Here is a 25,051-nt window from a genome sequence, read left to right on the forward strand (position 1 = left end):
GGGCTCAGGACTCCTTGACCGCGATTGTCTCGACGGTGTTCGCCACGTGCTCGAAGGCGTCGCAGGCGGCCTCCAGCTCGTCGGCCACCTCCTTCATCTTCAGCACCGTGAGCGCGTCGTACTCACCGGAGAAGAGTCGGACGAGCAGCATCCGGTAGGCCTGGTCACCGTCGTTCTCCAGGCGGTTGCACTCGATCCAGTACTCCTCGAGGTTCTTCATCGACCGCAGCTGCGGCATCGCCTCGGCGGTCAGCTTCGCCTGCTGGTCCAGCACGTTCACCAGCTCGTGCAGCTCGCGCGGCAGCGCGGGGAGCTTGGTCAGGCCGTACAGGTAGAGCAGGTTGCCCACCGCCTCCAGGTGGTCCATCACGTCGTCGAGCAGCGAGCCCAGCCGGTAGATGTCCTCCCGATCGAACGGGGTGATGAAGGTAGAGTTGATCTTCTTGTACAGCTCGTGGGTGATCTGGTCGCTGTCGTGCTCGACCTCGGTCAGCCGCTCGCTCACCGACTGCACGTCGACCCCGGGCAGCGCCAGTTCGTTGAGGAGTTCGGTACCCCGCACCAGGTTCTGCGCGGCCCTGGTGAAGAGCTCGTAGAAAGCGCCCTCGGTGGGACGGAAGGAAAACTTCACAGCACGGACCTCGTCGTGTCGGTGGAAGGGTGGCCGTCGCCCCGCTGGGCGTCTGCAGAGGGCATGCTAGGTACCCCCGGGAAGCGGGCATTCGCCGGCCCACCCCTGGTCAGACCCGATTTACCGCCCGTTCACCCGCCGTTTACCTTCATCCTCCGGCTCTCGCTCCGCAACCGCAGACGCTCCCGCTCCACGTCGAAATCCGCGGCCGGATACCCCAGATCGAGCGCGTCGAACGTCTCCCGCAGCAACTGGGCCACCGCCCAGTCGCGGTACCACTTCCGGTCGGCCGGCACCACGAACCAGGGCGCGGCGTCCGTGTCGCACCGCCGCAGCGCCTCGGCGTACGCGGCCTGGTAGTCGTCCCAGCGGGCCCGGGTGTCCAGGTCGCTCGGGTTGTACTTCCAGTGCTTCGTCGGGTCGGTGAGCCGTTCCGCCAGCCGCTCGCCCTGCTCGGCGTACGAGATGTGCAGCATCACCTTCAGCAGGGTGACCGAGTTGTCCGCCAACTCCCGCTCGAACGCGTTCATGGCGTCATAGCGGCCCCGCCAGGTGGCCTCGTCGACCAGCGACTCGACCCGGCCGATCAGCACGTCCTCGTAGTGGGAGCGGTTGAAGATCCCGACGTATCCGGGCGGCGGCAGGGCGCGCCGGATCCGCCAGAGGAAGTCGTGCCGCAGCTCCTCCTCGGTCGGCGGCCCGAACGAACGGATGTGCAGCCCGAGCGGGTTCATCGCGCCGGCCACCCGCTTGATCGTGCCGTCCTTGCCGCCGCAGTCCATCGCCTGGAGCACCAGCAGCACCCGGCGCGGGCGACCACCCGCCAGGTACGCGCCGGCCTGGCTCGGGGCGCTGGCCGGCGCCTGCGCACCGGTGGCGGCCTTCGCCGACGCGTACAGCATCTCCTGCTGGCGGCCGAGTTCCGCGCCGAGCAGCCCGACCTGCTTGCGCGCCCACTCCTTGGGCCGGCTCCCGGCCACCGAGGGCAGCCCCGGCGTCGACCGCGGATCGACGCCCGCCAGGTCCACCGGTCCGGCGCCCGGCGTCACCCGGAGCAGTTCCCGCATCGCGCCGCCCTCGGGGCGCACCGCCTCATCGACTCCGCTCATCCCCCGATCTTCACCCACCCGGCCAACCCCCGCCTCCCGAGCAGAACGCCCGCCCCGTCACAAAAGCGGGCGGCGGGGCGTCCCAGGGGTACGGGGAGAATGTGGGCTCCGGCGGGAGGGAGCGGGACATGGTGGATCTGGCGGCGGAGTTCGAGGCGGAACGGGGGCACCTGCTGGCGGTCGCGCACCGGATGCTGGGCAGCCGGAGCGAGGCCGAGGACGCGGTGCAGGAGACCTGGCTGCGGTACGCGAAGGCGCTCGCCGACCCCGCCGACCGCGCCCAGATCCGCGATCTGCGCGGCTGGCTGACCACCACCTGCTCGCGGATCTGCCTGGACGTGCTCCGCTCCGCCCGGGTACGCCGCGAGGCGTACCCCGGTCAGTGGCTGCCGGAGCCGGTGGTGACCGACGTGCCCGCGGTGGACGGCTTCGCCCCCGACCCGGCCGAGCGGGCCGTCCGGGCCGAACAGCTCGGCACCGCCCTGCTGGTGGTGCTGGAGCGGCTGACCCCGGAGCAGCGGGTGGCGTTCGTGCTGCACGACGTCTTCGCCGTGCCCTTCGGCACCGTCGCCGACGTGCTCGGCACCACCCCTGTCGCAGCCCGGCAGCTCGCCTCCCGGGCCCGCCGGGCGGTGGCCGGGCCGGACAGCCCACGGCACACCGCCGACCTGGCCGAGCAGCAGCGGGTGCTCACCGCGTTCGTGGCCGCGGTGGAGTCCGGGGAGCTGGACGGGCTGGTCCAGGTGCTCGCCCCGGACGTGGTGATGATCGGCGACGGCGGCGGGCACGTCCCGGCGGCCCGCCGGCCGGTGGTCGGCGCCGTCGCCGTGGCCCGCTTCCTCCTCGGCCTCTTCGGCCAGGCCGCCCGGCACGGCGGCCGGCTGGTGGCCCGGCCCGTGCTGGTCGACGGCGCACTGGGCTGGCAGGCGGAGACGGTGTACCGGGGGCAGCCGCTTCGCATGGTCACCTCGTTCGCCGTGCACGACGGCCGGGTCACCGGGGTGTTCAACCAGGTCAACCCGGAGAAGGTGGCCCGCCTGGCCGGGCTCGGGGCGGACGCCGACTGGCCGCCGCGCTGGTAGCGGCCGGCTCAGACCACCAGGGCCAGCCACTTCCGGTACGACGTGGCGAACGGCTCGGTGCCGTCGCCCAGCGCGTCGAGGAGCCGGCGGGCGGCGGCCTCCGCCTCGGCGACCACGTCGTCCGGGTAGCCGAAGCGCACCCGGTGCTCGGCGAACTCGTCCTCGTCGCGCAGCTCGACGATGCCGGTCTCCCGGCGGCGCACCACGTCCAGGTCGAGGTCGATCAGGTGGACCGTGCCCCCACCCTCCCACCGGGCCGGGGTGGTGATGTCGCAGTAGACCTCGCTGGTCCGCGGCGGCGGGTTGAACATCCCCGTCCACCAGCCGTGCCGGGGCACCAGCAGCACGAACGGGATCTGCTCGACCGAGGGCCGCCCGTGGTAGACCGATTCGGTGCCGGCCGGCACGCCGAGCCACACGCCGAGGTCGTCCTCGGCGAGCCGGCGGGCCGGGTAGTCGCGGTGGGCGCTGCCGTCGTACTTGCGGTAGATCACGCGGACCACATCGCTCGGCATGACTGGCACCCTAGCCGATTCCGGCCACGCGACGCGATCGACAGGTAACCGGACGCGACCCGACCGGACCGCGCCACGACGCGGTTCGGCGCGACCCCTGTCGGCGGCGGCGGGTACGGTCGCACGGTGACCCTGCCCCGTACCGCCACCGGTCCCGCCGTCGGAAAGAAACGCCGGGGCAGCCGGCCCAGCGGCGGCGAACTGCTGGCCGCGGCGGTCGGTGCGGTCCCCGGCGGTGCGGCCCGCCCCGGCCAGCAGCAGATGGCCGAGGCGATCGAGCAGAGCATCAGCTCCGGCGAGCACCTCCTGGTCCAGGCCGGCACGGGCACCGGCAAGTCGCTGGCGTACCTGACCCCGGCGCTGACCGTGGACGGCCCGGTGGTGATCTCCACCGCCACCCTCGCGTTGCAGTCCCAACTGGTCGATCACGACCTGCCCCGGCTGGCCGACGCGGTGGAGCCGCTGCTCCGCCGTCGGCCGACCTTCGCGGTGCTGAAGGGCCGGCACCACTACCTGTGCCTGGCCCGGCTGGACAGCTCCACCGAGGAGGAACCGGAGGACACCCTCTTCGACGCGCCCCGGCCCGGCGGTGGCACCAAATGGCTCGGCGAGGCGGGTCGGCTCGGCAAGCAGATCCAGCGGCTGCGCGACTGGGCGGAGAAGACCGCCACCGGCGACCGGGACGAGCTGGACCCGGGCGTCGACGACCAGGTGTGGCGGACCGTCTCGATGCCGGCGCGGGAGTGCGTCGGCGCGACCCGCTGCCCGTTCGGGCAGGAGTGCTTCGCCGAGGCGTCGCGGGCCCGGGCCCGCGAGGCCGACATCGTCGTCACCAACCACAGCCTGCTCGCCGTCGACATGCTCGCCGGCCGGCACATCGTGCCGCCGCACAAGCTGCTCATCGTCGACGAGGCGCACGAGCTGGCCGACCGGGTCTCCTCGGCGGCCCAGGCCGAGCTGGTACCGGAGCTGATCGACCGATCCGCCCGCCGGGCCCGGCCGCTGCTCCGCCCGGAGCTGGCCGACCGGCTCACCGAGGCCGGCGACGCCCTCGCGGTGGGGCTGGCCGAGGCGCCGGCCGGGCGGCTCACCGCCGGGCTGCCACCCGCGCTACGGGAGGCGTGCACGCTGCTGGACGGTGCCACCCGGGCCGCGTTGGAGTCGATCGGCGACATCAAGTCCGACGACCCGGACCCGGTCCGCAAGCAGCAGGCCAAGGCGGTGCTGGACGAACTCTCCAGCACCGCGCAGCGGCTGCTGGAGGAGGCGGACCACGACGTGGCCTGGGTGGAGAAGCCGGAGAACGCCAGCCGCCGCGCCCTGGTCGTCGCGCCGCTCTCCGTCGCCGGCACCCTCGCCACCCACCTGTACGACGAGCGCACGGTGGTCGTCACCTCGGCCACCCTGGCGCTGGGCGGGCGCTTCGACACGGTCGCCCGCGCGCTGGGGCTGGACGCGCCGCCGCCCGCCCCGCCGTCCCCGGCCGCCGCCGCGCTGGCCACCACGGCCGCCGCCGGTCGGCCCCGACCCGTGGCCGCCGACGCCGAGAGCCCGCGAACCGCGGCCGGCACGGCACCGGCCACCGAGGGGTCCGGTTGGCGTTCGCTCGACGTCGGCTCGCCGTTCGACTACGCCCGGCAGGGCATCCTGTACGTCGCCGCGCACCTGCCCCGCCCCAGCGTCTCCGGGCTGCCCGACGCGGCCGGCGAGGAGCTGCTGGCGCTGGTCGGGGCGCTCGGTGGACGTACCCTCGGGCTCTTCTCCTCGCGGCGGGCCGCGCAGCAGGCGGCGGAGCTGCTCCGCGCGCGGACCGACCTGCCGGTGCTGCTCCAGGGCGAGGAGGCACTGCCGCTGCTGGTGCGCCGGTTCCGGGCGGAACGGGAGAGCTGCCTGTTCGGGGTGATGTCGCTCTGGCAGGGGGTGGACGTGCCGGGTGACGCCTGCCAGCTCGTGGTGATCGACCGGCTGCCGTTCCCCCGGCCGGACGAGCCCCTCGCCGCGGCGCGGGCGGCGGCGGTGGACGCCGGCGGCGGCTCCGGTTTCGCGGCGGTCAGCGTGCCGATCGCCGCGGTCCGGCTGGCCCAGGGTGTCGGCCGGCTGATCCGGGCCACCGGCGACCGGGGGGTGGTGGCGGTGCTCGACTCCCGGTTGGAGACCGCCCGCGGCTACGGGCCGTTCCTGCGCCGCTCGCTGCCGCCGTTCTGGTACACCACCCGGCCCGACGTGGCCCGGGGCGCGCTGGAACGGCTCAGCCGCTCCTGACCGGCCGCCTTCGGCCGGCGGGGTCGACCGGCCCCGGGCCTGGTCGCTCCGCCGTCAGGGGGCCTGAGAGGCGACCACTACGGCGTCCGGCGGAGTGTCCGGCACGGTCCGGGCGGCGAGCCGGCGGATCGCGGTGTTGAGCACCGCGATCAGCGGCACCGCGACGAGCGCTCCGGTGATGCCGGCGAGGACCACCCCGGCCGCGATCCCGATGATCACGGCGAGCGGGTGGATGGCCACCGCCCGGCCCATGATCAACGGCTGGAGCACGTGCCCCTCCACCTGCTGCACCCCGATCACCGCGCCGAGAATGATCAAGGCGGTCACCGGGCCGCTGTCGACGAGCGCGACCAGCACGGCCACCCCGCCGGAGAGCGCCGCCCCGACGATCGGGATGAACGCCCCCAGGAAGACCAACGCGGCCAGCGGGAACGCGAACGGGACGTTGAAGACGACCAGGAAGATGCCGATGCCGACGGCATCGATGAAGGCGACCAGCACGGTGGCCCGCACGTACGCGCCCAGCGTCGACCAGGAGGCCCGGCCGGCGTCGTCGACCTTCCACCGGGCGGCCACCGGCAGCAGCCGGACCAGGAAACGCCAGATCTTGTTGCCGTCGCGCAGGAAGAAGAACGTCGCGAAGAGCACCAGAATGGTGCCGGTCAGCACCTCGGCCAGGGTCGCCGTGGCGGAGAGCGCGCTGGTGGTGAAGGTCTTGGAGTTGCCGGTGATCCAGGTCTGCGCCTCGTCGATGTAGCGGTTGAGCTGGCTGTCCGACACGTGCAGCGGACCGGTCTTGAGCCAGTCCTGGATCTGCCGTACGCCCTGCGACGACTTCTCGCTCAGCTCGGGCACGCCCCGGATGAACTCGTTCACCACCAGGGTGAGCGTGCCGATCACCGCGACCAGGCCGCCGACCAGCACGACACCGGTCGCCAGCGACCGCGGGAAGCGGGCCTTGAGCAGCCAGCCGACCGCCGGGGCGAGCAGCGCGGAGAGCAGCAGCGCGATCGCCAACGGGATGATCACGATGCGGATGGTGCCGACGATCCTGAGCAGCGCCCAGGCCACGATGCCGATCGCGATCAACCGCCAGGACCAGGCGGCGCCGATCCGCAGCGCGTGCGGCACGTCCGCGTCGTCCCGGCTGGCGGTCGACGGGTGCAGGGGGGTCGAGGATTCCCGGCCGGCCGTGGTCGCCGGTCCCGTGGTCGCCGGACCGGGGGCCGCCGGACCCGACGGGGCGACGTCGGACTGCTCCGGCGCCGCCGCGGGTTCGACCCGGCGGGCCCGGGACGACGCGCGGCCGGACTCGTACGCGCGGCGGAGCCGTCCACGCATCCGCTCGAAGCGGCTCAAGCGCACCTCCCGCAAGAATGGTCCGCCCACGTAACAGGGTGGCCAGGATAGTCCGTCCGTCCCACCCTAGGTCGGGTCCGCCACATATTGCTCCTGCCCGCTCCGCCCAACCACGCCGACGATCGACCTTGGCGTACGCGGTAGCGTCTTCGCGTGACCGTCGACCAGAACCTCGACTCCGGCCTGCCGATCCGTCTGCTGCACGACCGCGTGCTGGTACGGACGGAGGGCCCCGACGGTGAACGCCGGTCCACCGCCGGCATCGTGATCCCGGCCACAGCGGCGGTGGGCAAGCGGCTGGCCTGGGCGACCGCGGTGGGCGTGGGCCCGAACGTGCGCTCCATCGTCTCCGGGGACCGGGTGCTCTTCGATCCCGACGACCGCTCCGAGGTCGAACTGCACGGCCGGGCGTACGTCCTGCTGCGCGAGCGCGACGTGCACGCGGTCGCCGCCGAGCGGGTGGAGAACGAGTCCACCGGCTCGACCGGCCTCTACCTGTAGGCCCCGACCCCGCCCACCCCCGGGCGCCGTTTGCGCCGCTGCCCGGCGGGAAGCCCAGGCACCACAGCGCCCTGGGGAGGGACCATGCCGATTGTGCTCAAAAAGCTACTGGCCTGGGGACTCATCGCGTTCCTGATCTACTACGTGGCCTTCCGCCCGAACGGGGCCGCACAGCTGGTCAAGACGATCGGGGCGGGCCTGATGGCCATCGCCCAGGGCATCGGTGACTTCCTCACCGGCCTGATGGGTTGACCACGCCCCGGCCGGCCCGGGCGCGCTCCGGCGCCCGGCGGCCAGGGGCGCAGCCGGTCAGGCGCCGGGCCAGGGCGCGGCCTGGTGGGGGCCGTACCAGCCGGGTGGGCCGTAGCCGGCCGGGTAGGCCGGGGGCGGCGGCGGGGCCAGCACCACCGGGATCGGCACCACCGGCTCGTCCGGGGCCTCGACTGCGCGCCGCGACCCGTCCGGGAACCGCAGGTGGTAGTGCCGCCCGTCCCAGACGCCGACCGGCGCCTGCGGGTCCCGGCCCACGAAGAACGCCCGGTACGCGCCGATCGAGTCCAGCAACTCCCGCTCCTCCCGCGCCGTCCGTTCCCGTTCGGCCGATGTCCGGTCCAGCCCCCGGCGCATGCCGTCGCGCAGCAGCGCCAGCCGGGTCGCGGCGAACTGGTAGCCCCGCATCGCCTGCACACCGCCCTCGCCGGCCACCCGCCGGGCCCAGGTACGCGCGGCGTGCCGCCGGCCGAGGCTGCCCAGGGCCGCCACCTCCGGCGGGGTGAGCCAGCCGGCCCGGACGTAGTCCGGCAGGGTGCGTTCGGTGAGCCGCCCCTCCCAGGCGCGCAGCCAGACCGCCAGCCCCACCATCGCGAAGAAGATCGGCACCATCACGCCGATGTAGCCGTACAGGGCGATCAGCGGCTGGCCGGTGCTGGCGGCCAGCGAGGGCAGCAGGTTCCAGGTGCCGTGCAGCATCATCGCCACCAGCAGGCCGGCGATCGGGGCGAGGACGCGGACCCGCCGGTCGGCCGTACGGGCGGCGATGCCCAGCCCCACCCCGGTCATCGACGTGAACAGCGGGTGGGCGAAGCCGAAGAGCAGGATCCGGACGATGAAAATGGCGATCACCTGTTGGGCGCCGGTCGCCGGGCCGTACTCCTCGACACCGGCGCGGTAGCCGTACCCGCCCAGGTAGAGGATGTTCTCCACCATGGCGAAGCCGATCGCGGAGAGCCCGCAGTAGACCAGCCCGTCGGTGATCCCGGAGAACTCCCGGCGGCGGAAGATCAGCAGCAGGATCGGGGCGGCCGCCTTGGTCAGCTCCTCGATGAACGGGGCGACCAGCACGGCGGTCAGCGCCGTGGGCAGCCCCCAGTGCTTGAACAGGCCGGCCGAGCCCTCGTTGACCAGCAACGCGATCGACGTCGCGACGAACGCGCCCCAGACGAAGCAGAAGATCAGATACGGCAGCGGCTCCGGTTCGTACCGGTCCAGCCAGAGGAAGCAGGCCACGAGCACCGGCACCGGCAGGATCGCCGCGACCACCCCGACCAGCAGTGCCTCCGGGCCGAGGTCGGAGCCGAGCCGGTAGAGGATGAAGACCGCGCCCACGGCGATCACCAGCAGCACACCGACGAACACCAGGACGCGCCGCCAGTCGAGGCGGCGCACCGGCATCCGGGGAGTCGACGACCCCGGCGGTGGGAGGGCGGGCACGGGCGGCGGCGGGGGTCCGCCGGGCGGGGTGTCGGCCATGGCGTCAGCGTAGTCACCCGTGCCGCGCTGGTCCGGCCGCATCGGCTCGCGCTATGCTCCCGGGCAGGTCACGAGCGCCAGCGTCAAGCCCCGGCTTGCTGGCCGGCAACCCTCGTCGAGTTCGCGGTGGGGTGCCCCGGGTGATGACCGGGCCCAGCCCGAACCGCGTGCTGGGCAAGCGCGGACCCCGTCCCGGTAGCCCACACCCCGGGGTCCCCTGGACCCGGGAGGCTCCGGCATGACCGTCACCCTCGTACCCGCCCCGCTCACGCTCTCCGCGCCGCCGGCGCCGCACCGTCCGGACCCGCTCGCCGTGCTCGGCGTACCGGGGGAGATCAACCTGGACCACGCCGCCAGCGCGCCGTGCGCGCGGGCCGCGGCCGACGCGGTGGCCGAGCTGCTGCCCTGGTACGCGAGCGTGCACCGCGGCGCCGGGGCGCTGTCGCGGCGCTGCACCCTGGCCTACGAGCGGGCGCGGCAGACGGTGGCCGACTTCCTCGGCGCCCGCCCCGACGACCACGTGGTCTTCACCCGGAACACCACCGACGCGGTCAACCTGCTCGCCCGGGCGCTGCCCGCCGGCACCACCGTGGTCACCTTCGCCGGCGAGCACCACGCCAACCTGCTGCCCTGGCCGCGCGGCTCGGTCCGGCTCCCGGTGCCGGCCGGTCCCGCCGAGGCGGTACGCGCCCTCGACGCCGCCCTGCGCGAGCTGCGCCGGGCCGGCCGGTCGGCCACCGGCGCGGGACCCGACCTGCCGGTGCTGGTCGCGGTGACCGGCGCGAGCAACGTGACCGGCGAACGCTGGCCGGTGGCCGAGCTGGCCCGGGTGGCCCGCCGGCACGACGCCCGGATCCTGGTGGACGCCGCGCAGCTCGCCCCGCACGCCCCGGTCGACCTGGCCGCGCTGGACGTGGACTACCTGGCGCTCTCCGGCCACAAGCTGTACGCCCCGTTCGGCGCCGGCGTGCTGGTCGGGCGCGGGGACTGGCTGGATGCCGCCCCGCCGTACCTGGCCGGCGGCGGTGCGACCAGTCACGTCGGTACGGCCACCCACGACGTGCGCTGGACCACCGGGCCGGCGCGGCACGAGGCCGGCACCCCGAACCTGCTCGGCGCGGTGGCGCTCGCCGCGGTCTGCGCCGCGCTCGGCGAGGCGGACCGGGACGCGCTGCACGCCCGCGAGCAGGCGCTGCTGACCCGGCTGCGGAGCGGGATCGCCGCCCTGCCGCACGTGGTGGAGCTGCGTACCTTCGGGCCGGACGCGCCCCGGGTGGGCATCGTCTCGTTCGTGGTCGCCGGCCGGGACTCCGCCGAGGTCGCCGCCGAGTTGGCCGCGGCGCACCGGATCGGGGTCCGGGACGGCCTCTTCTGCGCCCACCCGTTGGCCCGGCGACTGCTGGCCGAGGCGGCGGCGCGCAGCGGGCGGCGTGACCTGCCCCCGACCGCGCTGCGGGCCAGCCTCGGCCTCGGCACCACCGCCGCCGAGGTGGACGCGCTCGTCGCCGCCCTCGCCCGCCTGACCTGAGGGCTCAACCGACGGGGGGTGCCGTGGGTGGCCTGGGGGCGGGGGTCTGCTCGGTCCTGCCGCCACCGCGCTGCTCCCGCTCGCCGAACGCCTGCCGGACCAGCCGGTTCGCCTCCTCCTGCTCGATTCCGGAGGCCACCATCAGGTCGCTCGCCGTGGTACGGACCTGCGCGATCACCACGCTGCCGGAGAAGCCGACCCCCTCGGCGTACGCCCGGCCGGCCTCGCTGACCGCGCGCAGCGACCGCTCCCGGGCCTGCTGGGGCTCCTCCCCGACGGCGAACTCGTGCCGGAGCAGGCGTACCGACTCGGCGAGGTGGGCGACGGCGGCGGGCATCGGTTCGGGAACGGGTTCCTCGTCCTCGATCAGGGTGACCGAGCGGCGGATCAGCGTGCCGCTGTTGCGCATCGCCCGGTCGATCGGGTCGGCCGCCTCGGCGTAGTGGGTCAGCTCGTTGCGCCGGTGCCAGCGGGCCGGCGAGATGGTGATGGTCTCCTTGGCGCCCTCGATCGCCTCCGAGAACTCGGCCAGCTCCTCCTTGTTCTCCCGGAGCCGATGCAGCGCCCGCTGCGCCGCCTCGCGGTCCCGGGTACGCAGCGCCTCGGCGCAGATGTCGAGCTGCCCGGCGAGCAGTTCCAACGCCGGCCGGGCGGCCCGGTTGATCACCCGTAGCGGATTGAGCGGCAGCAGGATTGCGGTCACCAGCAACGCGATCGAGCCGCCCACGGCCGCGTCGATGAAGCGGGGGATCTCCAGGTTCTTGGTGGACGGGCTGAGGGTCACGATCAGCACGGCGGTGGCCGCGGCCTGGATCACGACCGCCACGCTCGCCCCGGCGAAGATGCTCAACAGGATCGCCGCGGTCACCACCACGCCCAACTGCCATGCGCCGGTCCCGAGCCCGAGGATCAGGCCGTCGCCGATCAACACCCCGATCGCCACCCCGACGATCAGCTCCACGGTCCGGCGGAACCGCTGGCCGACGGAGGCGGCCAGGGTGCCCACCGCGGAGATCGGGGCGAAGACCGGTTGCGGGTTGCCGAGCAGCCGGTGGGAGACCAGATAGGCCAGGGCGGCGGCGAGGCCCGCCTGGACGGCGAGACCGCTGGCGGTACGCACCCGGTGCCACCGGTCGTGCCAGGTGGCTCGACCCCGGTGCCGCAGCTCATCCATCGCCTCGGCGATCCGGGCCGAGTCGACGTCGACCAGCCCCTCGCGCAGCCGGGTCCGCCGCAGGAACGATGGTCGTCGGTCCCGGGCAATGGTCATGGCCGGGACTACCCGTCACACACCCGGTGAATCCTCGCCCACCGGGCGGCGGCACGGCAGACTGCACCGGGTGGACGAGCTGATCGAGCGCTGGCGGGACGCGGCCCACACGGCGGGGGCAACCGAACCGGCCGAGGTCGAGCGGGCCGGGGCACGGCTGCTGGCCGCGTGGCGGGAGCCGCACCGGCGGTACCACACCACCACGCACCTGCGGGCGGTGCTGGACGTGGTCGACGCGTACGCCGGATCGGCCCGCCGACCGGCGCTGGTCCGGCTCGCGGCCTGGTGCCACGACGCGGTCTACGACCCGCGGTCGGGCGGGGACGCCAACGAGCGGGCCAGCGCCGAGCTGGCCGGCGGTCTGCTCGCCGCCGCCGGGTTGCCGGCGGACGCGGTGACCGAGGTACGCCGACTCGTGCTGCTCACCGCCGGACACGCGACGCGGCCCGACGACCCGGACGGCGCCCTGCTCTGCGACGCCGACCTGGCGATCCTGGCCGCCCCGCCGGACGGGTACGACCGGTACGCCGCAGCGATCCGCCGCGAGTACGCGCACGTCCCCGATTCGGACTTCCGGGCCGGCCGGGCGGCCGTGCTGGCGGGCCTGCTGGCCCTGCCGGCGCTCTACCGACTCCCCGGGCCACACGCCCGTTGGGAGGCTCCCGCCCGGGCCAACCTCAGCCGGGAACTCGCGGCCCTGGAAGTCGGGTGAGGTGCTTGGGGCGGCGGAGGCCGGAGTCGCGCAGGAGGCGGACGAGGTCGCGGGAGGGCACCACCCGGGCGCCGAGCCAGACGGCCATCGGGAACCGATCGGCCGGCAGGTCGTAGTGGTCCCGGTCGAAGCCACGGCGGGGCGCGCCCAACGCCTCGGCGAAGGCGTGCAGCTCCGCGTACGAGACGTCACTGATCAGGTGTGACCAGAGCCGTCCCCGCCAGGGCACCACGGGCCGGTCCAGATAGAGCATGCCGCTAGCGGGACGACGGCAGCTCGACGCTGTCGCCCTCGCCGCCCCGGTCCGCCGCGAAACCGCGCACGTCCGGGGCACCCAGCCGGGCCGCGTCGGCGGCCACGTCGTCGGGCATCAGCTGCGACCGCCGCTCGGCCTCCACCCGGGCCCGGTAGTGGGCCACCTCGCGGGCCCGGGTCGCCTCGTCCCAGCCGAGCACCGCGCCCATCAGCTCCGCGGCGTGCTCCGCCGACTCCAGGCCCCGGTGGCTGGTCTCGAAGGAGATCCGGGTACGCCGGGTCAGCACGTCCTCCAGGTGCAGCGCGCCCTCGGCGCGGGCCGCGTACGTCACCTCGGCGGCCAGGTACTCCGGGGCACCGGCCAGCGGCGAGCCGAGCAGCGGATCGGCGTCGACCAGGGCGAGCAGGTCCCGGGTGAGCGTGCCGTACCGCTCCAGCAGGTGCTCGACCACCCCGACCGGCACCCCGTGCCGGCGGGCCAGGTCGGCCCGGTCCCGCCACATCGCCGGGTAACCGTCCGCGCCGAGCAGCGGCAGATCGGCGGTACGCGACCGGCGCGTCCCGCCCAGCCGGTGCCCGGCCCGGTCGACCACGTCCGCGGCCATCACCCGGTACGTCGTGTACTTGCCGCCGGCCACCAGCAGCAGGCCGAGCATCGGCTCGACCACCGCGTGCTCGCGGGACAGCTTGGAGGTGGAGTCCGCCTCGCCGGCCAGCAGCGGGCGCAGCCCGGCGTACACGCCCTCGATGTCGTCGGTGGTGAGCGGCCGGTCCAGCACCACGTTGACCTGCTCCAGCAGGTAGTCGATGTCGCGGGCGGTGGCCGCCGGGTGGGACCGGTCCAGCCGCCAGTCGGTGTCGGTGGTGCCGATGATCCAGTGACCGCCCCACGGGATCACGAAGAGCACGCTGGTGGCGGTACGCAGGATCAGCCCGGCCTCGCCGGTGATCGCCGAGCGGGGCACCACCAGGTGCACGCCCTTGGAGGCCCGTACGCGCAGGCCGGGGCGCAGCCCGACGTCGTTGAGCATCCGCGACATGTCGTCGCTCCACACGCCGGTCGCGGCGATCACCGTACGGGCGCGTACCTCGAACTCGGCGTCGGGCGACCCGGCGGGCGCCTCCAGGTCGCGGACCCGGACCCCGGTGACCTCGCGCGCCTGCCGGATCAGGCCGACCGCCCGGGCGCTGGTCACCACGGTCGCCCCGAGGCTGGCCGCCGTCCGGGCCAGCGTCACCACCAGGCGCGCGTCGTCGACCTGCCCGTCGTAGTAGCGGATCGCCCCGGCCAGATTGCCCGCCCGCAGGCTCGGGAAGACCCGGCGGGCGCCCTCCCGGGTCAGGTGTCGGTGCAGCGGCATGCCCCGCCCCCCGCCGAACATCCCGGCGAACGCGTCGTAGGCGGCCACCCCGGCGCCGTAGTAGGAGCGGCGGAAGAGCCGCCCCGGCAGATCACGCAGCCCGCCCTCGGCGGGCAGCGGGACCAGGAACGGCACCGGGCGCACCAGGTGCGGGGCGAGCCGGGTGGCGAGCAGCCCGCGCTCGGTGAGCGCCTCGTGGACGAGGTGGAACTCCAACTGCTCCAGGTAGCGCAGGCCGCCGTGGATCAGTTTGCTGGAGCGGCTGGAGGTGCCGGCGGCAAGGTCCCGCGCCTCCACCAGGGCCACCTTCAGCCCCCGGGACGCGGCGTCGAGCGCGGCGCCGGCTCCGGTCACCCCGCCGCCGATGACCAGCACGTCGAACCGCTCGGCGCGGAGTCGACGCAGGTCTTCGGCGCGGCGCTCGGCGGAGAGCTGACCGGCCACGGATCGGGACACGTTGGGGTCGCGCACCCGTCCACGGTAACCGTCCCGGCGCTCCGGCGACATGTGCCGTCGGGCCGTACGGTGAGGGGTCATGGAGATCGCTCCCGCCGCAGCCCCGTTTCCCGCCCCCCATCGGCCCGGCCCCTGGCCGGTGGTCGCGGCGGTGCTCGTCGGCGGCTGGGCCGTCCTGGTGACCGTGTCGGGCCAGGTCGTCGGCTGGGCGGTCGACCAGGTGCTGCTGGTCACCGGCCTGCCCCGGGCGGTGCTGGTGTGGCCGCTGGTCGCGCTGGCCACCGTACTGCTGGTGGGTGCGCCCAGCCTGGCGCTCGCGCTGCTCCCCCGTTCCCCGGCGGTCCGGGCCACCGGCCGCGCGTGGCTGGGCGGCGCGCTCGCCCTCGGCGCGCTGGCCCTGCTACGCACGGTGCCGCCGGTACACCAGGAGGCGTACCTGGCGGCGCTGGCCGCGACCGCCGCGGTGCTCGCGCTGATCGTCGGTCGGTTGTCGCGCCGCCGCGCGAACGCCGCGCCCGGCACCGCCGTCCCCGGCCCGAGCGGTGCGCCGCCGGCCGCCGCGGAACACCTCGTGGCCGGCCCGGCGGTGCGCCCGACCGGACCGGCGGGCGGTGACGGCGGGCGCCGGCTCGGCCCGGTCACCCTGCTGGCGGTCGCCGCCGGGCTGGCGTCGCTGCTGCCCTGGGCCTGGGTGGGCGCGCTCGGCGGGGCGCTGGAGACGCTGCTCGCCGGCCTCGCCGCCGCCGCGCTCGGCGGCCTCGCCGGGGCCTTGCTCGACGCCACGTTCTGGGCCCGGTTCGCCGTCGGCACGCCGCCGCGCCCGGCCCGGCTGGTGCTGGTCGGGGGCCTGGTCGCCGGGGTCGCCCTGCTGCCGCTGGCCGCCGGGGCCGGGCAGTCCGGGGCACAGCTACCGGCGCTGTTGCTGCTGCCGCCGCTCGGTTTCGTGCTGGCCGCGCTGGAGGCCGCCGCCCGCCGCTCCGGCCGGCCGGCCGGCCGCGCCCCGGTCCGCTGGCTGGTCGGACTCGCGCTGGCCGGGCCGCTCGCCTTCACCGACCCGGAGGAGATCACCGTCCTGCTGGCGGCCGGCCGCGACGTCCCGTACTGGGTCGCCGTCGGAGCGGGCGCGGCGTTCGCCGTCGCGGTGCTGCTCGCCGTCGGGTACGGCGTCCTGCTGGCCCGGCCCCGCGCCGGCGCCCCCCGACGCACGGCGGCCGGCCTGGCCGCCGCGTCCCTGCTCGCCGCCGTGGCCGTGGTGTACGTCGTCCCCGGCCACCCCGGCCTGTACGGGGAGCGGCTGCTGGTGGTGCTGCGCGAGCAGGCCGACCTGAGCGGGATCCCGGCCGGCGCACCCGGCCGGGACGGGCGGAACAGCCGGGCGACGGAGGTCTACCGGCGCCTGGTGACCACCGCCGACCGGACCCAGGGCGACCTGCGCCGGGAGCTGACCCGGCTGCGCCTCAACCCGACGCCGTACTACCTGCTCAACGCCATCGAGACGGACGGCGGTCCGGAGGTGCGGGCCTGGCTCTCCGGCCGGCCGGAGGTGGCCCGGGTGCTGGTCAGCCAACGGCTGCGCCCGTTGCCGGCGGCGGAGCCCCCGGCCCACGGGGACCAGCCGGCACCCGCCGGCCCGGTCTGGAACGTCTCGCTGATCGGCGCGGACCGGGTCTGGTCGGAGCTGCGGGTGACCGGCGCGGGCGTGGTGGTCGGCAGTTCGGACTCCGGGGTGGACGGCCGGCACCCGGCGCTGGCGGCCGGCTTCCGGGGCGGCGACGACTCCTGGTACGACCCGTGGGAGCACCGCACCGCGCCGGGCGACCGGGGCGGTCACGGTACGCACACGGTGGGCAGTGCGGTGGGCCGGAACGGGATCGGGGTGGCCCCCGGCGCGCAGTGGGTGGGCTGCGTCAACCTGGACCGCAACCTGGGCAGCCCGGCGCACTACCTCGACTGCCTCCAGTTCATGCTGGCCCCGTTCCCGGCCGGCGGAAACCCGTTCACCGACGGCCGGCCGGACCGCGCACCGGATGTGCTGACCAACTCCTGGGGCTGCCCGCCGATCGAGGGTTGCGACCCGGGGGCGCTGCGGCCGGCGACCGCCGCGCTCGCCACCGCCGGCATCCTGGTGGTGGCCGCCGCCGGCAACACCGGCCCGTACTGCGGTTCGGTCGCCGACCCGCCGGCCGCGTACGCCGACGTGGTGACGGTCGGGGCGGTGGACCGGGCGCGCCAGGTCACCAGCTTCTCCAGCCGGGGGCCCGCCGCCGGCGGTCTCGCCAAGCCGGACCTCGTCGCGCCCGGGGCGGGGGTGCTGTCGGCGTTCCCCGGGGGCGGTTACGCCACTCTGGACGGCACGTCGATGGCCACACCGCAGGTGGCCGGGGTGGTGGCGCTGATGTGGTCGGCGAATCCGGCGCTCGTCGGCGACCTGGCGCGGACCCGGCGGATCCTCCTCGACACCACCGCCAAGGCCGGCGTACCCGCGGGTGCGGACACCTGCGGCAGCGCCCGCAACCTGACCGGCGCCGGACTGGTCGACGCCTACGCCGCCGTACGCGCCGCCCAGCGGGCGGGGGCCCCTTCGTGACCGCCTCCGGCGAGGAGGCGCCGGTTAACAAACCTGACAGTCGGGCCGCTCGGGTGGTGCCCGGCGGGCGACGGATGGCCTAGGGTCGGCGACCATGGACGTGGAGATCATCGAGCTGGGCCAGGACCGCCTGCCGGCGGTCACCGACCTCTGCCGGCGGGCCCTCGACCTGCCCGAGGACGCGGCCGAGGCACCGGCCATCGTGGACACCCTCGCCGCCCGCGCGGCGGCCGACCGGCCGGTGCTGACGCTCGGTGCGGTACGCGGCGACGAGCTGATCGGAGCGCTGGTCGGCTCGGTGGCGCGGGATCCCCGACTCGGCCACGTCGACCTGCTGGCGGTGGCGCCGCAGGAGCGGCGGCGGGGGGTCGGGCGGGCCCTGCTGGCCGAGGCGGAGCGGCGACTGGCCGGGCTCGGCGCGGTCGAGCTGCTGCTCGCCGGGAATCCCCCGTACTACGCCTGGCCGGGTATCGACGTGCGGTACACCCCGGCGGTCTGTGCCGCGCTGCGGCTCGGCTACCGGCAGGACCGTACGGCGTGGAACATGACCGCTGACCTGACGGAGGGGTCCCCGGCGCTGCGTACGACGGAGGCCGCCGAACGCCGGCTGGCCGAGCGGGGCGTGACGGTACGCCCGGCCGAGCCGGCGGACCTGCCGGGGCTGGCCGCGTTCGCCCGCGCCACCTTCGGCGGGGCGTGGGACGCCGAGCTGGCCGGTTCCCTGGGCCGGTCGGGCGCGGGCGCGCACCTGGCCGAGCGGGACGGCGAGCTGCTGGGTTTCGCCGCGTACGGCTCGTCCCGGCCGGGCTGGTTCGGGCCGATGGGTACGGCCCCGGCGGCCGAGGGCTCGGGCATCGGCGGGGTGCTGCTGCGGCGCTGCCTGCGCGACCAGGCGGCGGACGGGCACGGTACGGCGCAGATCGGCTGGGTGGGTCCGGTGCCGTTCTACGCGAACGCGGCGGGCGCGCGGATCGAGCGGGTGTTCTTCCTGTATCGCAAGGCGTTGACCGGACAGGAATGACTAAAGGAGCGAAAGGCACATAGACGTAAATAATGCCATTCCAGCCCGCCGGTCATTGACCGCCGCCTACGGTCGTGCGTAGAGGAGGCAGCCATGACGACGGATGACGAACGGACCGGCGACCAGCCGGCGAGCTGGCGCCCGGTCGGCGAACTCCCCGGCCAACTGCCGTTCGACCGGCTCGACTATGGCGACGCCGAGCAGCTGGCGGAGATGGCCCGCGTCGACGAGCCACCCACCGAGGAACCGCTGCAACTGGTGGACGAGCCGATCCGCATCGCGCCCCCGTACGACCGGACCCACAAGCGACGCAACCAGCGACCGCTGCCGACGTGAGCGAACGGAAAGGGGCGGACCGCTGACGCGGCCCGCCCCTTTCGGCGTACTCGTGGAGCTTGGACTCAGAAGTCCATGTCCCCGCCACCCGGGCCAGCCGGGGCAGCCGGGGTCTTCTCCGGCTTGTCCGCCACGACGGCCTCGGTGGTGAGGAACAGCGCGGCGATCGAGGCGGCGTTCTGCAGCGCGGAACGGGTCACCTTGGCCGGGTCGATGATGCCCGCGGCCAGCAGGTCCACGTACTCACCGGTCGCGGCGTTGAGGCCGTGACCCGGCTCGATGTTGCGGACGTGCTCGACGACGACGCCACCCTCAAGGCCGGCGTTCACGGCGATCTGCCGCAGCGGGGCGTCCAGCGCGATCTTCACGATCTGCGCGCCGGTCGCCTCGTCGCCGGCCAGGTCCAGCTTGTCGAAGGCGGTCTTGCCGGCCTGCACCAGCGCGACGCCACCACCCGGGACGATGCCCTCCTCGACGGCGGCCTTCGCGTTGCGGACGGCGTCCTCGATGCGGTGCTTGCGCTCCTTCAGCTCGACCTCGGTGGCCGCGCCGACCTTGATCACCGCAACGCCGCCGGCCAGCTTGGCCAGCCGCTCCTGCAGCTTCTCCCGGTCGTAGTCGGAGTCGCTCTTCTCGATCTCGGCACGGATCTGGTTGACCCGGCCCTGGATCTGGTCGGCGTCGCCGGCACCGTCGACGATGGTGGTCTCGTCCTTGGTCACCACGACCTTGCGGGCACGGCCCAGCATGTCGAGGCCGACGGCGTCCAGCTTGAGGCCGACCTCCTCGCTGATGACCTGGCCACCGGTGAGGATGGCGATGTCGGCCAGCATGGCCTTGCGACGGTCACCGAAGCCCGGCGCCTTGACGGCGACCGACTTGAAGGTGCCGCGGACCTTGTTGACCACGAGGGTGGCCAGGGCCTCGCCCTCGATGTCCTCGGCGATGATCAGCAGCGGCTTGCCCGACTGCATGACCTTCTCCAGGATCGGGAGCAGGTCCTTCACGGACGAGATCTTGCTGTTGACGATCAGGAGGTACGGGTCGTCGAAGACGGCCTCCATACGCTCCGGGTCGGTCATGAAGTACGCGGAGATGTAACCCTTGTCGAAGCGCATACCCTCGGTGAGCTCCAGCTCCAGGCCGAAGGTGTTGCTCTCCTCGACGGTGATGACGCCTTCCTTGCCGACCTTGTCCATCGCCTCGGCGATGATCTCACCGACGCTCGGGTCAGCGGCGGAGATGGAGGCGGTGGAGGCGATCTGCTCCTTGGTCTCCACGTCCTTGGCGAGCTTGAGCAGCTCCTCCGAGACGTTGGCGACGGCGGCCTCGATGCCCCGCTTCAGGGCCATCGGGTTGGCGCCGGCGGCCACGTTGCGCAGGCCCTCACGGACCAGGGCCTGGGCCAGGACGGTCGCCGTCGTCGTGCCGTCACCGGCCACGTCGTCGGTCTTCTTCGCGACCTCCTTGACCAGCTCGGCGCCGATCTTCTCGTACGGGTCCTCGAGCTCGATCTCCTTGGCGATGCTCACACCATCGTTGGTGATGGTGGGGGCGCCCCACTTCTTCTCGAGCACGACGTTGCGGCCCTTGGGGCCGAGGGTCACCTTCACGGCGTCGGCGAGCTGGTTCATACCCCGCTCGAGGCCGCGGCGCGCCTCTTCGTCGAACGCGATCATCTTGGCCATACGGCGTTGTCCTCCTGGACACTCACGGGCCACCCGAGTCTGTGTCCCCGGATGGGCCGCCTGGTGTACGCACCTTGGGACGTCGCCACCTGGCGACGACGACGTCCGTCGGCCGGGCCGGATAGCCCGCGACGACCGGCCTCGTGCCACCCCGATGCCATCGAGACACCGGCGTGGCCGTGGCCCTACCGCCCCGACCATTGGCACTCAACGTACGCGAGTGCCAATGACTTGTTTAGCACTCTCCCTAGCCGAGTGCAAGCACGACGCCCCCGCTCAGCCGAGTTCCGCGGCCAGTTGGGCGGTGTTCACCGGGCCTTCCTGGGCCCGCTGTTCGGCGTACGTGACCAGCAGTCCGACGAGCTGCGCCAGGTAGGCGGGGGTGACCAGCAGGGCGGAGAGCACGGCCACCGCGACGACCCCCGCCGCCGTACCGGGGGCGTCCATCGGGTGCGTGCCGAACGAGAACTGTCCGATCATCTCGAGCACCGCGCCGACCAGGGCGCCGCCGATCGCCGCGACGGCAACCAGCGCGACCCGGCCCAGCACCATCCCGAACCGCCGGTGGAAGATCTGGAAGGACCGGCCGATCGGGTTCTCCCGCTCGAAGAGGTAGACCGGGCCGGCCAGGGCCACGGCGAACACCACGTAGATCCCGGGCAGCACGCAGAAGCAGAGGCCGACCGAGAACAGCAGCGTGGCGAGGAGGGTCCAGCCCCAGAGGCCGAGGGCGCGCCGCAGGCCGTACCGGAGGGCGGCGCCGACCCCGACGGGCTCGCCGGCCGCCTGGCGGGTGATCACCCAGGAGCCGGCGGCCCAGCCGGTGCTCTGCAACGGGCCGAAGAGCAGGCTGGCCGCGATGATCACGCCGTAGAAGGTGAAGAAGTCCGGAAAGTAGCCGGCCGGCAGGACCATGGCGCCGTCCGGCCCGGCGACGAGCTGGTCCGGCGGGGCGAAGGTCGCCGAGAGGATCGACATCACCGCCGCCGGGACCGCCTGGGTGAGCAGCATGATCGGCAGCAACGGCCGCCAGCCTCGACGTACCGCCGCCGAGCAACGGGCGAACCAGGCCCCGACCCCGGCGTACGGCGGCGTGACCAGCGGGTCACCGGGGTCGACGCCCGGGTGCCAGCCGTAGGGCTGACCGGGCATCGCGGGACCGGGATACGCCCCGGCCGGTGCGGGACCACCCGCGGCCGGCCACGCCCAGCCCTGCGGCTGCCCGGCCGGGTCCGACGGGTACGCCCCCCAGGGTTGCCCGCCGTACGCCCCGAACCCCGGCTGGCCCGGAGCCGCGCCCTGGCCCGGCACGCCCCACTGCCCGGGTTGCGTGGGCACGCCGCCCTGGCCCGGCACGCCCCACTGCCCGGGCGGCACGGGCACGCCGCCCTGGCCCGGCGCGATCGGCTGCCCGGGCACCGCCCCGTAGAAGGGCGCGACCGGCTGCCCGGGCACCGCGAACGGGCCGGGCGGGACAGGCTGACCGGGTTGGGTTGGTGCCGCCGCCGGCACCACCGGCTGATCGGGTTGCGCCGGGATGGCCGGATCACCCTGCCCGGGCCGACCGGGTTGCGCCGGTACGGCCGGGTCGCCGTGGCTGGACTGGGCGGGTACGCCCGGAACTGTCGGGGTGGACTGTCCGGACGCGGCCGGCTCGCCCGGCTGCCCGGGTGGCGGTGCCGGCTCGGCGGTCGGCGGCTCGAACCGGGTCGGGTCGACCGGGGCACCGGACGACGCCGGGGGCCTCGGCTCGACGGGATCCGACGGCGGCTGATCGGACATGAACCCTCCTCAGCTGCGATGGCTGGAACGGCTCATGATCCTCCACGGTGCGCGCCCGCACCGCAGCCCCTGACCGGGTGGAAAGGCCGCCGGGCGGGCGGCGACGGGATCAGGCGATGACCCGGACCCGCTCCGCCTGCGGGCCCTTCTGCCCCTGCGCGATCTCGAACTCGACCCGCTGGCCGTCGTCCAGCGCCTTGTAGCCGTCCATCTCGATCGCGGAGAAATGAACGAAGACGTCCTGCCCGCCGTCGACGGCGATGAAGCCGTAGCCCTTTTCGGCGTTGAACCACTTGACGGTGCCCTGTGCCACGGTGCACTTCCTCACTCTGCGCGGCGTTCCCACAACCCGGAAACCGGCGGACCGGCACCGGCGGTCCACCGGTTCGCGATCGGCGTCGACCACTGAATCGGGTGACCGAAATCGCACGCTACACGAGGCGTGACGACCGCGCACGACCACAAATCGGGCATATTCCGACCGGCATTCGACCCGGACAGTCGGGAACCCGTCGCTCTCCGGTATGCATTGCGACATGACCAGCGCGCCGACCACGCCCCGGACCGCGAACATCCGCCGGGCCCGCCCGGAGGACGCCGCCCGGATGCGGGCACTCCGGTTGGAGATGCTCGCCGACTCGCCGCTGGCGTTCCTGGAGACCGTGGCGGAGGCCGCCGCCCGGCCGCACGCCGGGTACGCGGCCCGGATCGCCGCGGTCGCCACGGGCACGGAGGTGGCCCAGTTCCTGGCCGATCCGGGCGGTCGTCTGGTCGGCCACGCCGGCGGCTCGGTCGCACCGGACGAGCCGGGGCTGACCGTGGTCCACGCTGTCTACGTCACGCCGGCCTGGCGCGGCACCGGCCTGGTCGGCGCGCTGCTCGACGAGGTGGCCGCCTGGTCCCGCGCCTGCGGCCGGCCGGAACTGATGCTGGAGGTGGTGGTCGGCAACGAGCGGGCCTGTCGGGCGTACCAGAAGCTGGGCTTCGTGGACACCGGGGTACGCGTCCCGCACCCCAGGATCCCCGCCCTCAGAGAACTCCAGATGCGCCGCCCCGCCTGACCGACCGGCGCCAACCGGGGCCCCTCCGCCACCCGTGGGCGGCAAGAAGGGCCCCTCCTCGCACCTCAGACGTGGCGGCGCGACTGCACGATGCGGAAGCGGTTCGCGACGTATGCGCCGTCGGTCAGTGCCGAGTTGGCCGCCGCGTTCGCCCCGCTGCCGTGGAAGTCGGAGAACGCCGCCGACTGGTTGACGAAGACCCCGCCGGTGAGGTTGCAGGACAGGTGCACGCCGACCTCGACCGCCGCGGTCTCGGCCGCGTCGAGCACCGCCTCGTCGGTGGCGTACACCCCCGCGGTGAGTGCGCCCTTCTCGGCCACCGTCGAGCGCAGGATCTCCAGGCTGTGCGGGGTGGAGTTGGTGGCGATGACGAACGAGATCGGCCCGAACCACTCCCGGGAGTAGGTCGCCGTGTCGGTCGCGTCCAGCTTGACGATGGTCGGCGTACGCACCACGGCGCCGGGGAAGGACGGGTGCTCGACGGTCCGCGACTCCAGCACCGTCTCGCCGACCTTGGTGACCTCCTCCAGCCGCTCCAGCACGCCGTCGTTGACGATCGCGCCGGTGAACTCGACGCCCCGGGCCGGGTCGGCGGTGAGCTTGCCGACCGCCGCGGCGATCCCGGCGGCCACCTCGTCGAAGCTCTTGTGCCCCTGGTCGGTCTCGATGCCGCCCCGGGGGATCAGCAGGTTCTGCGAGGTGGTGCACATCTGGCCGCTGTACAGGGCGAGCGTGAAGCCCAGGTTGCGGCACATCCCGACGAAGTCGTCGGTGGAGTCGATCACCACCGTGTTCAGGCCGGCCTTCTCGGTGTAGACGGCGGCCTGCCGGGCGTTCGCCTCCAGCCAGTCGCCGTACTCGCTGGAGCCGGTGAAGTCAACGATCTTGACGGCCGGGTGCAGGGCCAGGGTCGAGGCGAGCTTCTCGTCCGCCGCCTCCGGGGCGAGCTGCACCAGGTTCGGGTCGAAGCCGGCCTCGGCGAGCACCTGGCGGGCGTACCGGACGGTGATGGCGAGCGGCAGCACCGCGCGCGGGTGCGGCTTGACGACCACCGGGTTGCCGGTGACCAGCGAGGCGAACAGACCCGGGTACGAGTTCCAGGTCGGGAAGGTGTTGCAGCCGATCACCAGCGCCACGCCACGCGGCACCACGTGGAAGGTCTTGCTCATCCGCAGCGGGTCGCCCTTGCCGGCGGGCTTCTCCCAGCCGGCCGTCCCCGGGTGGCGGGTCATCTCGGCGTACGCGTAGGCGATCGCCTCCAACGCGCGGTCCAGCGCGTGCGCGCCGCCGGCCTGGAAGGCCATCACGAACGCCTGGCCGCTGGTGAACTGCACCGCGTTGGCCAGCTCGAACACGTTCTTGTGCAGCCGGTCGAGGATCTCCAGGCAGACGCCCACCCGGGCCTGCGGGCCGGCGTCGCGCCAGGCGGGCAGGGCGGCGCTGGCGGCGGCCACGAGCTGGTCGGCGGTGGCGTGCGGGTAGCGCACGTTCAGCTCCACGCCGAACGGGCTGGCCTCGGTGGCGACGGTCCCGCCGTCGCCCGGCTGGTCGAGGGGGAAGTCACTGTTCAGGTACGCCTCGAAGGCGGCCTTGCCCTCGGCGGCGGCGGTCTCGCCGTACACCCGGGGGCTGGGCGACTCGGGATAGGCGGACCAGTACCCACGCTCCGTGATCGCGGTCAGCGCCCGGGTGAGGGTCTCGGCGTGCCTGTCGTACAGGGGGTGCGGCGTCTCCGTCATGCCCGCCATCATGCAACAGGAAGCCACCAGATCAGTAGGGGCGTGTC

The 25,051-nt window shown here is 74.2% G+C and carries 22 protein-coding genes and 1 riboswitch; of the genes, 10 read left to right on the top strand and 12 right to left on the bottom strand.

Annotated features, from left to right (window positions below):
- Positions 1-4: 4 nt before the first annotated feature.
- Complete coding sequence (locus GA0070621_RS21405; protein WP_091198708.1) at positions 5-631, bottom strand: DUF47 domain-containing protein; 627 nt, start codon at positions 629-631, stop codon at positions 5-7.
- Positions 632-762: 131 nt separating this feature from the next.
- Positions 763-1,740, bottom strand: a complete 978-nt coding sequence (locus tag GA0070621_RS21410) for a PPK2 family polyphosphate kinase (RefSeq protein WP_091198710.1) — start codon at positions 1,738-1,740, stop codon at positions 763-765.
- A gap of 128 nt (positions 1,741-1,868) precedes the next feature.
- On the opposite strand from GA0070621_RS21410, the gene sigJ reads away from it, so the two are divergent.
- Entirely contained in the window at positions 1,869-2,822 is a 954-nt protein-coding gene (gene sigJ / locus GA0070621_RS21415) for an RNA polymerase sigma factor SigJ (protein WP_091198712.1), read from the top strand.
- Between the two features lie 8 nt (positions 2,823-2,830).
- Here the strand turns inward: sigJ and GA0070621_RS21420 are convergent, their stop codons facing one another.
- On the bottom strand, positions 2,831-3,337 hold the full coding sequence (locus tag GA0070621_RS21420; protein WP_091198714.1) for a DUF402 domain-containing protein: 507 nt from the start codon (positions 3,335-3,337) through the stop codon (positions 2,831-2,833).
- A 126-nt stretch (positions 3,338-3,463) separates the two neighbouring features.
- On the opposite strand from GA0070621_RS21420, the gene GA0070621_RS21425 reads away from it, so the two are divergent.
- Positions 3,464-5,599, top strand: coding sequence for an ATP-dependent DNA helicase (locus tag GA0070621_RS21425; RefSeq protein WP_091198716.1), 2,136 nt, complete (start codon positions 3,464-3,466; stop codon positions 5,597-5,599).
- Positions 5,600-5,653: 54 nt separating this feature from the next.
- Here the strand turns inward: GA0070621_RS21425 and GA0070621_RS21430 are convergent, their stop codons facing one another.
- Positions 5,654-6,940: an AI-2E family transporter gene (locus tag GA0070621_RS21430; RefSeq protein ID WP_091202698.1), complete on the bottom strand. Its 1,287-nt coding sequence runs from the start codon at positions 6,938-6,940 to the stop codon at positions 5,654-5,656.
- Positions 6,941-7,111: 171 nt separating this feature from the next.
- Here GA0070621_RS21430 and GA0070621_RS21435 point away from each other — a divergent pair, with 171 nt between their 5' ends.
- On the top strand, positions 7,112-7,459 hold the full coding sequence (locus GA0070621_RS21435) for a GroES family chaperonin (protein WP_091198718.1): 348 nt from the start codon (positions 7,112-7,114) through the stop codon (positions 7,457-7,459).
- Between the two features lie 84 nt (positions 7,460-7,543).
- A complete protein-coding gene (locus tag GA0070621_RS30105) occupies positions 7,544-7,711 on the top strand; it encodes a hypothetical protein (protein ID WP_167667132.1) in 168 nt (55 codons plus the stop codon).
- A 57-nt stretch (positions 7,712-7,768) separates the two neighbouring features.
- Here the strand turns inward: GA0070621_RS30105 and GA0070621_RS21440 are convergent, their stop codons facing one another.
- Positions 7,769-9,250, bottom strand: a complete 1,482-nt coding sequence (locus GA0070621_RS21440) for a PrsW family intramembrane metalloprotease (RefSeq protein ID WP_197673920.1) — start codon at positions 9,248-9,250, stop codon at positions 7,769-7,771.
- Between the two features lie 24 nt (positions 9,251-9,274).
- Positions 9,275-9,395: riboswitch (SAM riboswitch) on the top strand.
- A gap of 51 nt (positions 9,396-9,446) precedes the next feature.
- Here GA0070621_RS21440 and GA0070621_RS21445 point away from each other — a divergent pair.
- Entirely contained in the window at positions 9,447-10,736 is a 1,290-nt protein-coding gene (locus GA0070621_RS21445; RefSeq protein ID WP_091198722.1) for an aminotransferase class V-fold PLP-dependent enzyme, read from the top strand.
- 4 nt (positions 10,737-10,740) lie between these two features.
- Here GA0070621_RS21445 and GA0070621_RS21450 read toward each other — a convergent pair whose 3' ends face one another.
- Positions 10,741-12,000, bottom strand: coding sequence for an FUSC family protein (locus GA0070621_RS21450; protein WP_231921089.1), 1,260 nt, complete (start codon positions 11,998-12,000; stop codon positions 10,741-10,743).
- Positions 12,001-12,076: 76 nt separating this feature from the next.
- On the opposite strand from GA0070621_RS21450, the gene GA0070621_RS21455 reads away from it, so the two are divergent.
- On the top strand, positions 12,077-12,718 hold the full coding sequence (locus GA0070621_RS21455; protein WP_091198726.1) for an HD domain-containing protein: 642 nt from the start codon (positions 12,077-12,079) through the stop codon (positions 12,716-12,718).
- On the opposite strand, the gene GA0070621_RS21460 is transcribed toward GA0070621_RS21455, so the two are convergent.
- The gene (locus tag GA0070621_RS21460; RefSeq protein WP_091198728.1) at positions 12,684-12,971 is read right to left on the bottom strand and encodes a DUF4031 domain-containing protein; all 288 of its coding nucleotides are present in this window, start codon (positions 12,969-12,971) and stop codon (positions 12,684-12,686) included. The genes GA0070621_RS21455 and GA0070621_RS21460 overlap by 35 nt on opposite strands.
- 4 nt (positions 12,972-12,975) lie before the next feature.
- On the bottom strand, positions 12,976-14,790 hold the full coding sequence (locus GA0070621_RS21465; RefSeq protein WP_197674095.1) for a glycerol-3-phosphate dehydrogenase/oxidase: 1,815 nt from the start codon (positions 14,788-14,790) through the stop codon (positions 12,976-12,978).
- Positions 14,791-14,869: 79 nt separating this feature from the next.
- Between GA0070621_RS21465 and GA0070621_RS21470 the strand changes: the two genes are divergently transcribed.
- From GA0070621_RS21470 to GA0070621_RS21480, 3 genes are all read left to right on the top strand, one after another.
- Positions 14,870-17,377, top strand: a complete 2,508-nt coding sequence (locus GA0070621_RS21470; protein WP_091198729.1) for a S8 family serine peptidase — start codon at positions 14,870-14,872, stop codon at positions 17,375-17,377.
- A gap of 94 nt (positions 17,378-17,471) precedes the next feature.
- Positions 17,472-18,398: a GNAT family N-acetyltransferase gene (locus GA0070621_RS21475; RefSeq protein WP_091198731.1), complete on the top strand. Its 927-nt coding sequence runs from the start codon at positions 17,472-17,474 to the stop codon at positions 18,396-18,398.
- 93 nt (positions 18,399-18,491) lie between these two features.
- Complete coding sequence (locus GA0070621_RS21480; protein ID WP_091198733.1) at positions 18,492-18,734, top strand: hypothetical protein; 243 nt, start codon at positions 18,492-18,494, stop codon at positions 18,732-18,734.
- A 65-nt stretch (positions 18,735-18,799) separates the two neighbouring features.
- On the opposite strand, the gene groL is transcribed toward GA0070621_RS21480, so the two are convergent.
- The 3 genes from groL to GA0070621_RS30555 form a co-directional block, all read right to left on the bottom strand.
- Positions 18,800-20,422 carry a chaperonin GroEL gene (gene groL, locus GA0070621_RS21485; RefSeq protein WP_091198734.1) on the bottom strand — a complete coding sequence of 541 codons (1,623 nt, stop codon included), beginning with the start codon at positions 20,420-20,422 and terminating at the stop codon, positions 18,800-18,802.
- A gap of 276 nt (positions 20,423-20,698) precedes the next feature.
- Entirely contained in the window at positions 20,699-22,204 is a 1,506-nt protein-coding gene (locus GA0070621_RS21490; protein ID WP_091198736.1) for a hypothetical protein, read from the bottom strand.
- A 109-nt stretch (positions 22,205-22,313) separates the two neighbouring features.
- Positions 22,314-22,517, bottom strand: coding sequence for a cold-shock protein (locus GA0070621_RS30555; protein ID WP_013288855.1), 204 nt, complete (start codon positions 22,515-22,517; stop codon positions 22,314-22,316).
- Between the two features lie 223 nt (positions 22,518-22,740).
- Here GA0070621_RS30555 and GA0070621_RS21500 point away from each other — a divergent pair, with 223 nt between their 5' ends.
- The gene (locus GA0070621_RS21500; protein WP_091198738.1) at positions 22,741-23,265 is read left to right on the top strand and encodes a GNAT family N-acetyltransferase; all 525 of its coding nucleotides are present in this window, start codon (positions 22,741-22,743) and stop codon (positions 23,263-23,265) included.
- A 65-nt stretch (positions 23,266-23,330) separates the two neighbouring features.
- On the opposite strand, the gene paaN is transcribed toward GA0070621_RS21500, so the two are convergent.
- On the bottom strand, positions 23,331-25,004 hold the full coding sequence (gene paaN, locus GA0070621_RS21505; RefSeq protein ID WP_167667134.1) for a phenylacetic acid degradation protein PaaN: 1,674 nt from the start codon (positions 25,002-25,004) through the stop codon (positions 23,331-23,333).
- Positions 25,005-25,051 lie beyond the last annotated feature (47 nt).

Origin of the sequence: Micromonospora narathiwatensis, assembly GCF_900089605.1 — a bacterium.
Lineage (GTDB): Bacteria > Actinomycetota > Actinomycetes > Mycobacteriales > Micromonosporaceae > Micromonospora > Micromonospora narathiwatensis.

Bases quoted from the DNA above. Each gene is read 5' to 3' on its own strand.
- groL (WP_091198734.1), bottom strand. From the start codon at position 20,422: ATGGCCAAGATGATCGCGTTCGACGAAGAGGCGCGCCGCGGCCTCGAG.
- GA0070621_RS21470 (WP_091198729.1), top strand. From the start codon at position 14,870: ATGGAGATCGCTCCCGCCGCAGCCCCGTTTCCCGCCCCCCATCGGCCC.
- GA0070621_RS21460 (WP_091198728.1), bottom strand. From the start codon at position 12,971: ATGCTCTATCTGGACCGGCCCGTGGTGCCCTGGCGGGGACGGCTCTGG.
- GA0070621_RS21440 (WP_197673920.1), bottom strand. From the start codon at position 9,250: ATGCGGCCGGACCAGCGCGGCACGGGTGACTACGCTGACGCCATGGCC.
- GA0070621_RS21420 (WP_091198714.1), bottom strand. From the start codon at position 3,337: ATGCCGAGCGATGTGGTCCGCGTGATCTACCGCAAGTACGACGGCAGC.
- GA0070621_RS21475 (WP_091198731.1), top strand. From the start codon at position 17,472: ATGGACGTGGAGATCATCGAGCTGGGCCAGGACCGCCTGCCGGCGGTC.
- paaN (WP_167667134.1), bottom strand. From the start codon at position 25,004: ATGACGGAGACGCCGCACCCCCTGTACGACAGGCACGCCGAGACCCTC.
- GA0070621_RS21410 (WP_091198710.1), bottom strand. From the start codon at position 1,740: ATGAGCGGAGTCGATGAGGCGGTGCGCCCCGAGGGCGGCGCGATGCGG.
- GA0070621_RS21490 (WP_091198736.1), bottom strand. From the start codon at position 22,204: ATGTCCGATCAGCCGCCGTCGGATCCCGTCGAGCCGAGGCCCCCGGCG.
- GA0070621_RS21430 (WP_091202698.1), bottom strand. From the start codon at position 6,940: ATGCGTGGACGGCTCCGCCGCGCGTACGAGTCCGGCCGCGCGTCGTCC.
- GA0070621_RS21500 (WP_091198738.1), top strand. From the start codon at position 22,741: ATGACCAGCGCGCCGACCACGCCCCGGACCGCGAACATCCGCCGGGCC.
- sigJ (WP_091198712.1), top strand. From the start codon at position 1,869: ATGGTGGATCTGGCGGCGGAGTTCGAGGCGGAACGGGGGCACCTGCTG.
- GA0070621_RS30105 (WP_167667132.1), top strand. From the start codon at position 7,544: ATGCCGATTGTGCTCAAAAAGCTACTGGCCTGGGGACTCATCGCGTTC.
- GA0070621_RS21480 (WP_091198733.1), top strand. From the start codon at position 18,492: ATGACGACGGATGACGAACGGACCGGCGACCAGCCGGCGAGCTGGCGC.
- GA0070621_RS21445 (WP_091198722.1), top strand. From the start codon at position 9,447: ATGACCGTCACCCTCGTACCCGCCCCGCTCACGCTCTCCGCGCCGCCG.